Annotated in this window: 12 protein-coding genes; 4 read left to right on the top strand and 8 right to left on the bottom strand. The window is 71.3% G+C overall.

What is annotated here, in order from left to right:
• Nucleotides 1-49 precede the first annotated feature (49 nt).
• Nucleotides 50-961, top strand: coding sequence for an alpha/beta fold hydrolase (locus tag ACFC1I_RS05810; protein ID WP_376006951.1), 912 nt, complete (start codon nt 50-52; stop codon nt 959-961).
• Between the two features lie 34 nt (nt 962-995).
• Here ACFC1I_RS05810 and ACFC1I_RS05805 read toward each other — a convergent pair whose 3' ends face one another.
• Nucleotides 996-3,164 (bottom strand): intein-containing Rv2578c family radical SAM protein, encoded by a 2,169-nt coding sequence (locus ACFC1I_RS05805; RefSeq protein ID WP_376006949.1) that lies wholly within the window; start codon nt 3,162-3,164, stop codon nt 996-998.
• Nucleotides 3,165-3,285: 121 nt separating this feature from the next.
• Here ACFC1I_RS05805 and ACFC1I_RS05800 point away from each other — a divergent pair, with 121 nt between their 5' ends.
• Both ACFC1I_RS05800 and ACFC1I_RS05795 read left to right on the top strand, forming a co-directional pair.
• Nucleotides 3,286-4,692 (top strand): M15 family metallopeptidase, encoded by a 1,407-nt coding sequence (locus tag ACFC1I_RS05800; RefSeq protein WP_376006947.1) that lies wholly within the window; start codon nt 3,286-3,288, stop codon nt 4,690-4,692.
• 143 nt (nt 4,693-4,835) lie between these two features.
• Entirely contained in the window at nt 4,836-5,999 is a 1,164-nt protein-coding gene (locus ACFC1I_RS05795; RefSeq protein ID WP_376006945.1) for an acyl-CoA dehydrogenase family protein, read from the top strand.
• A 73-nt stretch (nt 6,000-6,072) separates the two neighbouring features.
• Here the strand turns inward: ACFC1I_RS05795 and ACFC1I_RS05790 are convergent, their stop codons facing one another.
• The 7 genes from ACFC1I_RS05790 to ACFC1I_RS05760 form a co-directional block, all read right to left on the bottom strand.
• Nucleotides 6,073-6,693, bottom strand: a complete 621-nt coding sequence (locus ACFC1I_RS05790) for an ECF transporter S component (protein ID WP_376006943.1) — start codon at nt 6,691-6,693, stop codon at nt 6,073-6,075.
• A complete protein-coding gene (locus tag ACFC1I_RS05785; RefSeq protein ID WP_376006941.1) occupies nt 6,690-7,562 on the bottom strand; it encodes a siderophore-interacting protein in 873 nt (290 codons plus the stop codon). The genes ACFC1I_RS05790 and ACFC1I_RS05785 overlap by 4 nt, the downstream gene beginning before the upstream one ends.
• Before the next feature lie 33 nt (nt 7,563-7,595).
• Nucleotides 7,596-8,444 carry an energy-coupling factor transporter transmembrane component T gene (locus ACFC1I_RS05780; RefSeq protein WP_376006939.1) on the bottom strand — a complete coding sequence of 283 codons (849 nt, stop codon included), beginning with the start codon at nt 8,442-8,444 and terminating at the stop codon, nt 7,596-7,598.
• Nucleotides 8,441-10,393 carry an ABC transporter ATP-binding protein gene (locus tag ACFC1I_RS05775; protein WP_376006937.1) on the bottom strand — a complete coding sequence of 651 codons (1,953 nt, stop codon included), beginning with the start codon at nt 10,391-10,393 and terminating at the stop codon, nt 8,441-8,443. The genes ACFC1I_RS05780 and ACFC1I_RS05775 overlap by 4 nt, the downstream gene beginning before the upstream one ends.
• Before the next feature lie 82 nt (nt 10,394-10,475).
• A complete protein-coding gene (locus ACFC1I_RS05770) occupies nt 10,476-11,027 on the bottom strand; it encodes an ECF transporter S component (protein WP_376006935.1) in 552 nt (183 codons plus the stop codon).
• Nucleotides 11,028-11,165: 138 nt separating this feature from the next.
• On the bottom strand, nt 11,166-12,152 hold the full coding sequence (locus ACFC1I_RS05765) for a pirin family protein (protein WP_376006933.1): 987 nt from the start codon (nt 12,150-12,152) through the stop codon (nt 11,166-11,168).
• Between the two features lie 14 nt (nt 12,153-12,166).
• Entirely contained in the window at nt 12,167-12,487 is a 321-nt protein-coding gene (locus ACFC1I_RS05760; RefSeq protein ID WP_376006931.1) for a GNAT family N-acetyltransferase, read from the bottom strand.
• A gap of 171 nt (nt 12,488-12,658) precedes the next feature.
• On the opposite strand from ACFC1I_RS05760, the gene ACFC1I_RS05755 reads away from it, so the two are divergent.
• Nucleotides 12,659-15,223, top strand: a complete 2,565-nt coding sequence (locus ACFC1I_RS05755; protein WP_376006929.1) for a DEAD/DEAH box helicase — start codon at nt 12,659-12,661, stop codon at nt 15,221-15,223.
• Nucleotides 15,224-15,239: the final 16 nt, after the last annotated feature.

The following is a 15,239-nucleotide window of genomic DNA, read 5'->3' as shown; positions in this document are numbered from 1 at the left end:
TTCGTATTCATAAGTACGACCGTTCGCATTCTTCTGATCGGAGTCACCCATGGATCTCGCACTCGCTTCCGCGGCCGTATCGGTGCGCGTGACGGCCGCCGTCTCGCCGCGGTGGGGAGCCGCCGTGGCCATGCCGCTCTTCGGGTATGTCGCCACGCCTCGGCCCGTGCACGTCGACGACGAGCCCACTATGCTGCGGGCCCGCCTGCGCACCGTGCGCATCCCCGGGATCGACCGCCGTGGCGTCGACGTCGACACCTACGAGTGGGGGCGCGGCCCGCGCACCGTCGTGCTCTCGCACGGCTGGAACGGACGCGCGAGCCAGTTCTCGGTGCTCGTGCGGGAGCTCGTCGCCGAGGAGTATCGGGTGGTCTCGTTCGACGCGCCGGCCCACGGGGCATCGGGCGGCCGTCGCACCTACCTCGTCGACTGGCTCGACGTGTTCGCCGCGCTGCAGGAGCGCCACGGATCGTTCGACGCCATGGTCGGCCACTCGTTCGGCGGGCTTGCCACGCTGGTCGGCGTCGCCGGCGGCGTCGATGCGGCGCGCGTGGTGACGATCGCGGCGCCGGCCGATGCCGACCTGCTGCTGAGCCAGTTCCAGGCCATGCTCGGCTATCCCGATACGGTCGCGGCCCGCATGCGCGAACTCTTCGCGACCCGGTACTTCCCCGGGCAGCCCGACCCGTTCGCGTGGCTGTCGGGCGTTCGGCGCCCGCTCCCGCCCGGGATTCCACTCCTCGTCGCCCACGACCACGGCGACCGGGTCGTGCCCTTCGGCGAGTCGGGCAGGATCGTGGACGCGAACCCCGGCGCGAAGCTGCTCGCGACGAAAGGCCTCGGGCACAACCGCATCCTCGTCGACGATGTGGTGCTCGACGCCGTGCTGGACCACGTTCGCGCCCCGCTTGCCGAGGTCGCACCGGTCGCCGCCGAGGAGTTCGGGGCGGTCGCCGCGTAGCGCCACCGCGACGCAGACTGCTCGTGGGGGCGGCTCAGAAGAGCCGGGCGGATGCCTCGGCCCCGGGTGCCGACCGGGTCGATGCCGCTCGCAGCGAGGTCGCGGCGGCGCGTCCGCGCGAGGTCACGATGATCGGCGGCGCGCTGCGCGCGTCGGCACGGTCGGCGAGTCCCGGGACGGGCCCGCCGCGCGGATTCTCCTCCTCGGCGTGGCCGTCCAGGCCGTGAACGCGCAGCAGCGGGCGCACGCGCTTGGCGAGCCATGAGCGGTAGGCCTTCGGCGCGTACGCAGTCGCGCCGGGATACAGCCCGCGGTACGACGACACGAGTTCGGGGTGCCGCTCGGCGAGCCACTCGAGGAACCACTGCTTCGCGCCGGGCCTGAGATGCAGCGCGCCGTAGACGACCCGCACCGCTCCCGCCGCCTTGATGCGGCTGAGCGCATGGTCGATCGCCGCGATCGAGTCGGTGAGGTGCGGGATGATCGGCATCAGGAACACCGTGACCCGGAAGCCTGCCTCGGTGGCCGCGCGCACCGTCTCGAGGCGTGCGGTCGCGTTGGGCGTGCCGGGTTCGATGAGGTGCTGCAGCTCGTCGTCGAAGACCGCGATCGACATCGCGAGCGTCACTCGCACGTGGGACGCGGCATCCGTCAACAGCGGCAGATCCCTCCGCATCAGCGTGCCCTTCGTGAGGATCGAGAACGGCGTCCCCGACTCGGTGAGGGCCGAGACGATGCCCGGCATCAGCTTGTAGCGCCCCTCGGCACGCTGATACGGATCGGTGTTCGTGCCGAGCATGACCGGCTCGTGCTGCCAGCTGCCCCGCCGCAGCTCCTTCTCGAGCACCTCGGCCACGTTGACCTTCACCACGACCTGCGTATCGAAGTCGCGCCCCGCATCGAGCTCGAGGTACTCGTGCGTCCCCCGGGCGAAGCAGTTGTGGCTGACAACCCCGTTCGCAATGAAGTCGCCGGTCGACGTCGTGATGTCGACCATGTCGATCGTCTCGCCCAGATCCTCGATCGAGACGACGCGGAGTGGCGCATCCGACGTGACCGCATCGCCGAGAAGGCTCAGCTTCCGCGTAATGGCGGGTTGCGTGAGTTCGAAGAATCTCCTTCGCGCCGGAAGGCCTCCCAGCAGCCGAACGCAGCTGACTCCATTCGGTCGAGGCGGCTCCTGCACGAATGCAAATCCATGGGCTCGGAGGGAAGACCCGATCGCCTCAAGGATCTCGTTGTCCCCGTTGCTGATCCGCAGGACCCCGCGACTGCAGCTGCCTTCGGCGTCGAAGATCCCTGCAAGGAATCCCCTCGACCACTCCGGCGTCGGCAGTTCGGGCCACCGGATGATCGTGCTGATGGCTTCGAAGTCCGCCGCCTCGGACGTGAAGATGGCGTCGATCCTTCTTCGTTCGGCTGTCGCGGCGGTGAATTGGCGAAGCGTGGTGTCCACGCCTGCGGTGCGCAAGAAGTCGCGCGATCGCTCGAGTGCCTCCGCGTCGGCAAGCGCGAGACGGAATCGGTGCGCCACAAAGATCCCTCTGCCGTTCGACCGCGGATGCGGGGGTTTCAGCATCATGCCGTCACCGCGAACCATCCCGCAGAGATATCCCTGGCGGTACGCGTCGGTTTCTGCCGTGGTCGCCGTCGACCCCCCGGTGCCGAAGCCCATCAGCTTGTTGTTGGTCGTCAGGTGGGGCCGCTGGGCCGAGCCCGCTGGAGCCGACTGGACGTACTTCCAGCCGCGCTCGGTGAGGAATCTGTGGTCGCCACTGGCCACGAGCTCAGTGCCATCGGCGAGCGTCACGCGATAGGCGCGCTTGCGGGTACCCCACTGGGCGGAAACGGTCGCTCGCACGTAGCGCCGATACGCGCCCTCGCGCTGGGTGCCGACCACTTCGTCGCCGGCGCGGATGTCGCCGATCCGCTTACTTCGACCATCGGCCATCAACACCTGAGTGTCCGGATGCACGCAGTACACGCATGCATGAGAGCATCCGCGATACGGGTTGACGGTCCAGTCGAAGGGCATCGCGGAGGCGCCCGGCACGTGGTTGAGAGCGGACTTGCAGAGCACCTCGTGGAACGTCACGCCCGCGAACTCGGGTGTCGTCACCGAGCGCACGAGACCGTTCAGCTGTTCGAGGCCAGGCAGGGCCGCAGCATCCGCCACTCCGAGTTCCTGACCCTGCCACCGCATGCATCCATGAGAACAAAGGTTCGAAGTTAAGTCAAGATGTGCCGCAGCCTGTCTAGAACATCGCCGGGATGGACGCCGCCTGCCTGGCCAAAACCGGCCGTCACGGGTCAGAATGGCAGACGTGACGGAGCCTGGCCGGCTCGCTACCCCCCGAGCCGCCCCCGAGACTCGTCGTGCCGCCCGAGCGATGCGCGAAGAGGCTGCGAGGCGTGCCCGCGCCGAGGAATCCGCCCCGGCCATCGCGCCCGCCCCGGTCGCGACGCCTGCCCCGGCCGCCGCCCAGCCTCCGGTCGCGACGCCCGTGCCGGCTCCCGTGGCCTCCGCCCCCGCCGACGGCTTCCTGGCGTCCGACCTGCCTAGCGACGACTTCGCGCCCGGGTCGATCTCGGCGGGTGCTCCGTCGACGCTGCCGATGGACTTCCGGCCGACCGGCGCGCCCGCACCTCTCTCCGGCGATTCGACGCCGCACGGCATCCCCGAAGCGCGGGTTCGTGGCCGCCGCCGCGCCGTGCGATCGCCGCGGCCGGTCGTCAGTGAGCGTCGCGCGGCCCGCGCCGACGAGCTGCTCGCCGACGACGAGGCGCAGCCGGTGCGCCATGCGCGGCCTCGCCGGCTGACCAAGCGCCTGATCGTGGTGGCGGGTCTCGCGACCGGCGCGGCGCTGCTGCTGGGTTCGGCGGCGATGACCGCGATGATGCTGCCGTCCACCCCCGAGGCGAGCGACGAGGCGGCCGCGACGATGGCGCTGGTTCCACCTGAGGTCGAGCAGCTCCCGGTTCCCGCCGTCGAAGAGGCGCCGCCGGCGGCGGACATCTGCGCGCTCCCCGAGGTCGCCTCCGCGGTGCAGCGCGGCGACGACGAAGCCGCGATCGTCGCAGCCGGCGGCGGCGAGGCGTTCCGCGCCGCCGTCGTCGACGGCCGCGCTCCGTGCGTGGACCTCGGCGACTCCGCCCGCATCTGGACCGTCATGGACAAGATCCGCCCGGCCGATCCGATCGACTACCGCCCGGACGCGCTCGTGCTCCCCGACGGGGTGCGCAACATCGAGGGCGGTGCACTGCGTGCGGACGCAGCATCCGCTCTCGCCTCTCTCGTCACGGCCGCCCGCAACGCCCAGGTCGGCGAGATCGCGCTCGAGAGCGGCTTCCGCTCGTACCAGACGCAGCAGCAGACGTACGGGCGTCACTTCGCCGAGAAGGGCGAGCGTGCCGACCAGGTGAGCGCGCGGCCCGGGTACAGCGAGCACCAGCTCGGCCTCAGCGCCGACGTCGTCGCGTGCGCGGGAGGGTGTGGCACGCTCGACCAGCTGGCGGCGACGCCGCAGGGGCAGTTCGTCGCCGGGCACTCGTGGGAGCACGGGTGGATCGTCCGCTACGCCGAGGGAGCCACGCCGGTGACCGGCTACCTCCCCGAGCCGTGGCACCTGCGCTACATCGGCCCCGAGCTCGCGAAGGCCTATCACGACGGCGGCTGGAACTCGCTCGAGGAGTTCTTCGCCCTCGACCCGGCGCCCGACTACCTCGGCTGACGTCGGGCGGTCGCAGTACTCTGCGGATCATGGATGCCTCGGCTCACAGCATCCGCATTCTGAAACTGAGTACCATTGCATGTGAGATGCAATTCCACCGGGGCGCATCTCGCACAGACTCGAGGATGAGAGGAAGGCGCACCATGGAGCGCGAGATCTACGACGAGGACCACGAGGCGTTCCGCGACGTCGTCAAGGAGTTCGTCAAGCGCTACGCGTCGGACGAGAAGCGCAAGCAGTGGGACGCAGACGGCGAGATCGACCGCGCGACCATGCTGGCCGCGGGCGAGGCGGGCATCATCGGCCTGTCGGTGCCCGAGGAGTTCGGCGGCGCAGGCATGCTGCAGGACTACCGCTTCCGCTCGATCGTGCTCGAAGAGACGATCGGCGCCGGCCTCGGCTCGCTCGCCGGTGCGCTCGGCATCCAGGACGACCTCGCCGTGCCGTACATCGTGCACATGGGCACGCAGGAGCAGAAGGAGAAGTGGCTCCCCGGCATGGCGACCGGCGAGATCCTCGGCGCCCTCGCGATGACCGAGCCCGGCGCGGGCAGCGACCTCCGCGGCATCAAGACCACCGCCAAGCGGGTCGAGGGCGGCTACATCGTCAACGGCGCGAAGACGTTCATCTCGTCGGGCAAGACCGCCGACATCGTCGTGACGTTCGTGAAGACAGGCGAGGGCAACCGTCCCGACGCGTTCAGCCTGCTGATCCTCGAGGACGGCATGCAGGGCTTCGACCACAGCAAGAAGCTCGAGAAGATGGGCTTCCACGGGTGGGACACCGCCGAGCTCTCGTTCACCGACGTGTTCGTGCCGGAAGAGAACCTCATCGGCGGCAAGGAGGGGCTCGGCTTCATCCAGCTCATGATGAACCTCCCCCTCGAGCGTCTGTCGATCGGTGTCGCCGCGGCGGCAGCCGGCGAGGCCGCGTTCGCCTGGACCCGCGACTACGTTCTCAGCCGCGAGGCGTTCGGCGAGCGCATCGCCGACTTCCAGAACACCCGCTTCAAGCTCGCCGACATGGCGACGACCGTCGACGTGATGTGGGCCTACGTCGACCGCGCGATGCTGCTGTACAAGGACCAGAAGCTCACGGCCGAAGAGGCCGCGAAGGTCAAGTTCTGGACCACCGACCGCGAGGCCGAGCTCCTCGACGTCGGCGTGCAGCTGCACGGCGGCTACGGCTACATCACCGAGTACCCGATCGCCCGCGCCTACCTCGATGCCCGTGTCCACCGCATCTACGGCGGCACGAACGAGATCATGCGCGACCTGGTGTCGCGCCAGATCGTCGGCAAGCGCTGACGCTCACTCGACAACGGATGCCGCGACCCGGTGCCTCTGCGGAGGCACGGGGTCGCGGCATCCGTCGTTCAGGTCAGTGCTGGCCGGCGGGGCCGGCGCCCCGGCCGAGCCCACGCGAGGCCAGACCGCGGCGGCGGGCGAGCTTCGCGACCCCGGCCTTGCGGAGGCGGTCGGCCACGAGGATGCCGAGGGCGACACCCGCGACGCAGCTGGCGATCGTGAGGGCGAAGAAGGTCATGAGGGCCCACGGCTCCATCGCCCACAGGTTGAACGAGGCGGCCGCGAGCACGGGGTAGATCGCGCCGACGAAGACGGCTCCGGCGTAGTACTGCCACGTGCGCCACGACCGGTAGAGCGTCACGAGGAATGCCAGCTCGGCGAAGAACGCCCACCAGATCGCCGCCCCGAGGAACGGGAAGACGACCAGGCCCGAGATCACGCCGACGAGGATGCCGGCGAACGGCCGCTCGAGCAGGCGCAGCGCGACCGTGGCGGGCAGCAGCCAGAGACCCGCGATCGCGACCGAGACGAACGGCACGGTCGCGAAGAGCACGGTCGAGACCCAGCCGGCACCCCACAGCATCACGCCGCCGGCGACGCCGATCGCGGCGCACGTCAGCAGGTACGCCGTGGTGACGCGGCCACGAGTGCTGCGCAGGGGAGCGTTGGGGGACGGAGTGGGCGCGCCGCTCACGAGTGGGCCTCGGCCGTCGCGCGCTGGGACTTCGGGGCGGGCGAGGCGGCGCCGACGCGCCAGTAGCCGGTGAAGCTCACGAGGTCCTTCGAGACGCCGCGCTCGCTGACCAGGTGCCGGCGGCCCTCGGTCGCGAGGGCCTGCTCGCCGACGACGTACGCGTGGGACGCAGCATCCGGAATCGAAGCTTCGCGGAGCGCCGCGAGGGCCAGGGTCCCGGGCTTCACGTCGTGCGGGCGGACGATCCAGTCCACCGTGACGCCGGCGGGGTGAGGGAAGTCGAGCGCGTCCTCCGTCGAGGGGACCTCGACGATCGCGAGCCCCGTCGCGTGGGCCGGCAGCGCGGCGCAGATGCCGGCGACCGCGGGGAGGCCGGTCTCGTCGGCCACGAGCACGACGCGCTCGGTGCCCCGGTCGGGGTTGAACGTGAGACCCTCGTCGATGACCACGACGCTCTCGCCGGCGCGGCACGACTCGGCCCAGCGCGAGGCCGGCCCTGCCGTGCCGTCGGCCGCGGAGCCGTGCAGCACGAAGTCGACGTCGATCTCGGCGCCCGCGGTCTCGGTCGCGGGACGGAACGCGCGCACCGTGTAGTTGCGCATCACCGGCCGCACGCCGTCGGGGATGCGGAGGTATTTGAGGTATCCGAACAGCTTGTTCGCCTTCGCGGGCAGGCGCTCGAGGCCCGCGTCGCCGCCGAGCGGCAGGAACAGCCGGAACCACTGGTCGTAGCCCATCGGGCGGAAGCGGTCGATCTCGCCGCCGCCGAGGGTCACGCGCATCCAGTGCGGCGACAGGCGCTCGGTGCGCAGCACGGTGAGGTGCACGAGACCCTGGGTCTCGGGCTTGACCAGTCGGGGGTGAGCCATGCGGTGCTCCTTTTCGGCGAGGGGGCGAGGGGGTCAGTGGCCCCAGGGGAAGAAGGCGACGAACAGCGCGGCCGAGACGGCCCAGAACGCGAGCACGAACACGGTGTCGCGGACGCGCCACGGCACGAGGTACCGCTCGGTGCGGTCGGGGTGGGCGCCGAAGGCGCGGGCGTCCATCGCGAGGGCGACGCGCTCGGCGTGGCGGATCGCGCCGGCCATGAGCGGCACGACGTACCCGAACCAGCGGGCGATCGCCGAGAACGGACCGCGCCCGCCGTGGGCGCCGCGCACGCGGTGCGCCTGGCGGATGACGTCGAGCTCGTGCCCGAACCGCGGCACGAAGCGGAACGCCGCGAGCGCCGTGTACCCGATCCGGTACGGCACGCGCAGCTGCTGCACGGCCGCGCGCACCAGGTCGGGTCCGGTCGTCGAGAGGCCCGCGATGAGCGTGAGGGCGAGGATCGACGCCAGGCGCAGACCCGTCGCGAAGCCCACTTCGAGCGCGCCGCCGTACATCGTCCAGCCGCCGAGCTGCCACACCACGACCGACTGGTCGACCTTCGAGGCGTCGGTCCACAGCGAGAACCCGAAGCCGACGATGAGGGCGCTGAGCGGAAGCGCCAGGAACAGGATCGCCGCGAGCCGCCGCGTGAAAGACACCCCCACCAGCAGCACGACGTACGCCAGCGCGAGGAACGCGGCGGGCGTCGCGAGATCCCGCACGAACACCAGCAGCGCCATGGCGGGCAGCGGCGCGGCGAGCTTCGCGAGCGGGTTCATCCCATAGAGGAAACGGACAGTGGATGCCTCGACCCGCCGCGCGTACGGATCGAACGTCGAGTGCGCGGCCGTCGCCGCGGTGAGCGGGCCGGTGTCGGTCACGCAGCACCTCCCGTAGCCTGCGGGGCCGGGGTGGCGTGCGGGTCGGCGGTCGCGGGTGTCGCGAACTCCGGAGTTTCTGCGACCGAAGCCGCGGAACGGGCGATTTCGCGCGATTCTGCGGCGGTTCTCCGGAGTTCCGAACGCGTCGAGGAGCCGGGCAGGTCCGCGAGGCGGGTGACGCGGGACAGCTCGGGATGCTGCTGCACACCCTGGAGCGCACGGCGCAGCGGCGGCGGGCGCAGACCCGCGCGGGCGATGAGCTGGTCGTCGGCGAAGAGGTCGGCGGTCGGGCCGTCGGCGAGCACGCGGCCGTCGGCCAGGATCACCGCACGGTCGGCGTAGTCGGTCACGAGCTGCATGTCGTGGGTGACCACGATGATGGTGGTGCCCTCGGCGTTGAGCTCCGACAGGAGGGAGAGCAGCTCGTCGGCGCGGGCGCGGTCCTGACCGAAGGTCGGCTCGTCGAGCACGAGCACGGGGGCACCGGCCACGAGCGCGGTGCCCACCGAGAGGCGGCGCTTCTGGCCGCCCGACAGCAGGAACGGGTGGCTCTCGGCCTTGGCCGCGAGTCCGAAGCGCGCGAGCAGAGCCTCGGTGCGGGCGCGCACCTCGGTATCGGGGAGGTGCTGCCGGCGCAGTCCGTGCGCGATCTCGTCGTACACGGTGTGCGCGATGAACTGGTGCTCGGGGTTCTGGAACACGAACCCGATGCGCGAGCTCAGGGTGCGGGCATCGGCGCGGCCGACGTCGAGCCCGTCGACGTGCACCGTGCCCTTCGGCGGCGAGACGACGCCCGCGAGCGCCTGGATGAGGCTCGTCTTGCCCGCGCCGTTCGCGCCGACCACCGCGACGAAGGCGCCGCGGGGGATGTCGAGGTCGACGTCGTGCAGCACCTCGGTGCGCCCGCGGCGGAGGCTGAGGCCGCGCACCCGGATCAGCGGCGGCTCTCCACCGGTCTTCGCGGGTCCGGAATTCGGAGATTCTCCGGCGTTCCGGACTGCGGAGGCCGCAGCATCCGGAATCGATGCGATCGTCCGGAATTCGGATGCTGCGGGGAGGGGCGCGTGCGCGAGCCCGGCGGGGGCGGGCTCGGCGTCGAGCGCGGCGCGAAGCTCGTCGGGCGTCAGCGGCAGCGGGTCGAGGTGGAAGCCGGCGCGGCGCAGCCGCAGGGCCGCGATCGTCGACACCGGCAGCCATACCCCCATCGCGTGCAGGTCTTCGGCGCGCTCGCGCAGCACGTGGTCCACCGGGCCGTCGGCCGCGAGGAACCCGTCGTGGTCGAGCACGACGACGCGGTCGACGAAGCCCACGGCGGCATCGAGGTTGTGCTCCACCAGGAGGATCGCCCGGTCGCCGGCGGCGACCAGCTCGGCGAGGGCCGCGTAGACCTCTTCGATGCCGGCCGGGTCGAGATTCGCGGTGGGTTCGTCGAGAACGAGGAGGGGCGATCCCATCGCGAGCGCGCACGCGATCGCGAGACGCTGGCGTCCGCCCCCCGACAGACGGTCGGGGTTCTCGCGCCGGCGCTCCCACAGGCCCACCCGACGGAGGGCCTCCTCGGCGCGGGCGAGCACCTCGGCCACCGGCATGCGGAGGTTCTCGGGGCCGAAGGCGACCTCGTCGAGGAGGGTTCCGGTCACGAGCTGCGCGTCGGGGTCCTGGAAGACCATGCCGACGCGCGTGCTGAGCTCGGCGACCGGCGTGGTCTGCGTGTCGCGCCCGTCGACCTCGACAGACCCGGTGACGGTCGCCGGCACCGCCTGCGGCAGCAGCCCGTTGAGTGCGAGCGTGAGCGTCGACTTGCCCGAACCGCTCGGGCCGAGCAGCAGCACGACCTCGCCCGGGGCGACGTCGAACGAGACGGATGCCGGCGCCGGCGTGGTCTCACCGTCGTGGGTCACGCCGAGCTCGCGCACGCGCAGCAGCGGCACCGCAGAGGACACGGGCATCCGATCGTCGAGGGAAACTTAGCCTTCCCTAACTTACCGGCCCACGCGGCGGTGGCGAAACGTCACCGGAGGGACGGATGCCTCAGAGCTGGCTGCGTCGGGCGACCCCGGCCCGGCGCAGCGCCGAGCCGATCGCGAGGCCCACCGCGGTCCACGCGACGGGACCCAGGATGAACAGCGCGACGTAGACGATCTGCCCCCACAGGGGGAAGCGCGTGACGTCGGCCGCGAACCAGATCGCGACGGCGATGACCGCGCCGACGATGACGGCCGAGAGGAAGAAGCGCCAGGGTTCCCAGCGCTTGTAGCGGGAGATCGCCGCGATGAGTTCTTGAAGGCCGCCGATGAGGAGGGCCGTGCCGATGTAGCGGCCGATCCAGAGCGGCACGACCGCACTCGCCACGAGCGCGGCGACCATGTGCGTGATCAGCGCCACCCACGGGCGGCGGAGCAGCTCCTGCGCGACGACGCCGGGAAGCACGTGCACGCCGAGCACGAGCCCGTAGAGGATCGGTGCACCCGCTGAGACGAACCCGCTGATCGCTCCCGCGCCCGCCTGCAGCACGCCGGTCGCGACGCCGATGGCGGCGCAGGTGAGCAGAACGCTCGTCGAAATCCGGGTACGGGCAGCCACCTGCCCAGAGTAGTCGGGACCAGGCGTCCCGGTTCTCACCGAGCTCTCATTCGCTGGGAATCTCCTGGCGGTTACGTTGGAGAGTGCTGCGCCCCAACGATGTGGCGCAGCGACTAACTCTCCGCGACGACTCGCCCGTCAGAGCCGGCGGCGCCGGCGGGTGAGACGTACGGCGGGCATCGGCGGAGCGGGGATGCGCTCGTCGCCATGGCCGACGACGTGCCCGAAGCGGTCGGAGTCCGACTCCCAGGCCTCGCGCGCCTCGACGATCTCTTCGTGGGTGCGGCCGACGAAGTTCCACCACATGACGACGTCGTCCTCGAACGGCTCGCCGCCGAGGAGGAACAGCGTCGCGCCCGCAGGGCTCGAGATCACGACGTCGTCGCGGTGCGTGCCGAGGTAGAGGAGGTGCGCGGCGTCGACCACGACGTCGTCGCCGGCGTCCGCCGCGACGACGGCCTGGCCGTAGACGGCGACGAGCGCGTGCTCCCACTCGGGGTCGAGCGGCACCGTCACGGTCGAGCCCGCGGGGATCCGCAACTCGGCGCCGACGATCGGCGTGTAGACGGTGGCGGGCGACGCGACGCCGGCCAGCTCGCCGAGCACGACCGTCGCCGAACCCGCGTCGCCGGTGACGGGCGCGAGCTCCAGCTCGGGCAGCACCGCGTGCTGCTCGAACGCCGGACCGCCGTGACGTCGCGACTCGGGCAGGGCGACCCAGAGCTGCAGCGCGTCGAGGGGTGCAGCATCCTCTCCCACCGAGTACTCGGAGTGGGCGATGCCCGCGCCGCTCGTCATGAGGTTGAGTGCGCCGCGACGCACCACGACGTCGCTGCCGACGGTGTCGCGGTGGCGCACATCGCCGAGGTACGGCCACGTGACGGTCTGCAGGCCGATGTGCGGGTGGGGCTCGACGCGCATCCGCGTCTCCTGCGGGCCGAACCGGTCGAGGAAGCACCACGCCCCGACGAGGGGAAGCTCACGCTGGGGCAGTGCGCGGTGCACCGACATCGCGCGCACGCCGCCGAGCGGCACCTCGCGGGCCTCGAGCAGCAGCGTGCGCGGGCCCGCGCACTCGACCGCGGATTCGGTGGCGACCGCGTCGTCGGCGTCCAGTCGGGTCATGTCGCCGGCTCCGATCACTCCGGGTGCGGCTGGTCGGGCCACTCGACGGTGAGCCCGGGCACGTCGTGCTCGCGGAGGTACTTGGCCACGACCGGGCAGTGCGGCACGACCGTCTCGCCCCGGCGCGCGGCATCCGCCATCGCCTCCGCGACGACGATCTGCGCGAGGCCACGACCGCGGAACGCCGGGTCGACCTCGGTGTGCGGGAAGTGCAGCCGGCCCTTCGGGTCGATGCGGAAGACGGTGAAGCCGGCGAGCACGTCGTCGACGTGCACCTCGTAGCGGCGGTCCTCGTCGTTGCGGGTCACGATCGTCTGCGCTTGCGTCTCGGTCACGTCAGTCCTCTTCCGTCGTCCTTCTCAACGTACGGTGCCGCCGCGCGATTCCGCCACCGCGCTCGCCCGCGCAGATCACCGATGCCCCGGATGCTGCGGCCCGGCCGCTGCGCCGGGCCGCGGCATCCATCACCCTTCGGGGTCTGCCGGGCGACCTGGCAGACTCGGACGGTGACGCTTCTCGAGACCATCGCGGCCGCGACCGAGGCATCCGGATCGCCCGCAGGGGCGCCCGATGCGGACGCGCTGTACGACGCGTTCGTCGAGTGGGCGGGGGATCAGGGCTTCGCGCTGTATCCCGCGCAGGACGAGGCGGTCATCGAGATCGTGTCGGGCTCGCATGTGATCCTGTCGACGCCGACGGGCACGGGCAAATCGCTCGTGGCGGTCGCGGCGCACGCGGCGTGCGTCGCGCGCGGCGGGCGCACCTACTACACCGCGCCGATCAAGGCGCTGGTGAGCGAGAAGTTCTTCGCACTCGTCGAGATCTTCGGCGCCGCTAACGTGGGCATGGTCACCGGCGACTCGTCGGTGAATCCGGATGCCCCGATCGTGTGCTGCACCGCCGAGATCCTCGCGAACCTCGCCCTGCGCCAGGGCGCCGACGCCGCCGTCGACCAGGTGGTGATGGACGAGTTCCACTACTACGGCGACCCCGACCGGGGCTGGGCGTGGCAGGTGCCGCTGCTGCTTCTGCCGCGAGCGCAGTTCGTGCTCATGTCGGCGACCCTGGGCGACGTCGCCGACATCGCTTCGGACGTGGAGCGGCGCACCGGCCGCCCCGTCTCGCGCATCACCGGCGTCGAGCGCCCGGTGCCGCTGCACTTCTCCTACGCACGCACGCCCGTGCACGAAACGGTCGAGGAGCTGCTGCAGACCGGCGAGGCGCCGGTGTACATCGTGCACTTCTCGCAGGCGGCCGCGATGGAGCGCGCGCAGGCGCTGTCGTCGATCAAGATCGTCTCGCGTGAGCAGCGGGACGCGATCGCCGAGGCGATCGGCGGCTTCCGCTTCACGACCGCCTTCGGCCGCACCCTCTCGCGTTACGTGCGCGCGGGCATCGGCGTGCACCACGCCGGCATGCTGCCCCGCTACCGGAGGCTCGTCGAGACGCTCGCCCAGCGGGGGCTCCTGCGCGTGATCTGCGGCACCGACACCCTCGGCGTCGGCATCAACGTGCCGATCCGCACCGTGCTGATCACGGCGCTGTCGAAGTTCGACGGCACGAAGATGCGGCAGCTCTCGGCCCGTGAGTTCCACCAGGTCGCGGGCCGCGCCGGCCGCGCCGGCTACGACACCTCGGGCACCGTCGTCGTGATGGCGCCGGAGTGGGAGATCGAGAACGAGGCCGCGCTCCGCAAGGCCGGCGACGACCCTGCGAAGCGCAAGAAGATCGTGCGCAAGAAGGCGCCGACCGGCGTCGTCAACTGGGGCCTGGGGTCGTTCGAGCGCCTCGTCGAGGCCGAGCCCGAACCCCTCGTGCCCCAGCTGCAGCTCACCGCCGCGATGCTCATCAACGTCATCGCTCGCGGCGGCGACGTGTTCGAGAACGTGCGGTCGCTGGTCTTCGACAACCACGAGCCCCGCGCCCGGCGGTACGAGCTCGCGCGCCGCGCGATCGCCATCTTCCGCACGCTGCTGGCCGCCGATGTCGTCGAGATCGACCGGAGCGGGCCGGATGCCTCGGGCCGAGGCATCCGGAATCACATCCGTCTCACCGTCGATCTGCAGCCGAACTTCGCACTCAACCAGCCCCTCTCGCCGTTCGCTCTCGCCGCGATCGAGCTGCTCGACCCGGACGACACTGCGGGTGCGGCGGGCACGGGGCATTACGCGCTCGACGTCGTGAGCGTGATCGAGGCGACACTCGACGACCCGCGGCCGATCCTCGCGCAGCAGGAGTTCAAGGCGCGCGGCGAGGCCGTCGCCGCGATGAAGGCCGACGGCATCGAGTACGACGAGCGCATGGCGCTCCTCGAAGAGGTGACGTACCCGAAGCCGCTCGAGGAGCTGCTCGCGCAGTCGTACGAGGTGTTCGCGTCGAGCCAGCCGTGGGTGCGCGACTTCGAGCTGTCGCCGAAGTCCGTCGTGCGCGACATGTTCGAACGCGCGCTGTCGTTCTCGGAGCTCATCTCGCTGTACCAGCTCGCCCGCAGCGAGGGGCTGGTGCTGCGGTACCTCTCCGACGCGTACCGCGCGGTGCGCCAGACGGTTCCCGCCGAGGCGCAGACCTCCGAGGTGGTCGATCTCGTCGAGTGGCTCGGCGAGGTCGTGCGCCAGGTCGACTCGAGCCTCGTCGACGAGTGGGAGGCGCTGGTCAACCCCGCTGCCGACCCCGGCGCGCCGGTGGTGCCGCCCGCGCCGCCGTCGGTGCTCACGAACCGGCGCGCGTTCGGCGTGCTGGTGCGCAACGAGCTGTTCCGGCGGGTGCAGCTGGCCGCGCTGCAGCGCGACGAGGAACTCGTCGAGCTCGACCCCGACGTCGACTGGCCGGCCGCCCTCGACGCCTACTTCGACGACCACGACGAGATCCTCACGGGCGGGGCCGCGCGGTCGCCGCGCCTCGTGACCGTGGACGAGACGGATGCTGCGGCCACGGGGCTCTGGCGCGTGGAGCAGACGATCGACGACCCGGCGGGCGACCACGACTGGCGCATCCGCGGTGTCGTCGACCTCGCCGAGTCGGAGGAGGCGGGCACCGCTGTGGTGCGCGTGACGGAGGTCGTGCGGCTGTAGGTGCCGCCGCGCGGGT

This window comes from Microbacterium sp. NPDC056044, assembly GCF_042267145.1.
Classification (GTDB): domain Bacteria; phylum Actinomycetota; class Actinomycetes; order Actinomycetales; family Microbacteriaceae; genus Microbacterium.
Note: the sequence above shows the minus strand (reverse complement) of the source record. Positions and strands in the feature narration are given on the sequence as shown.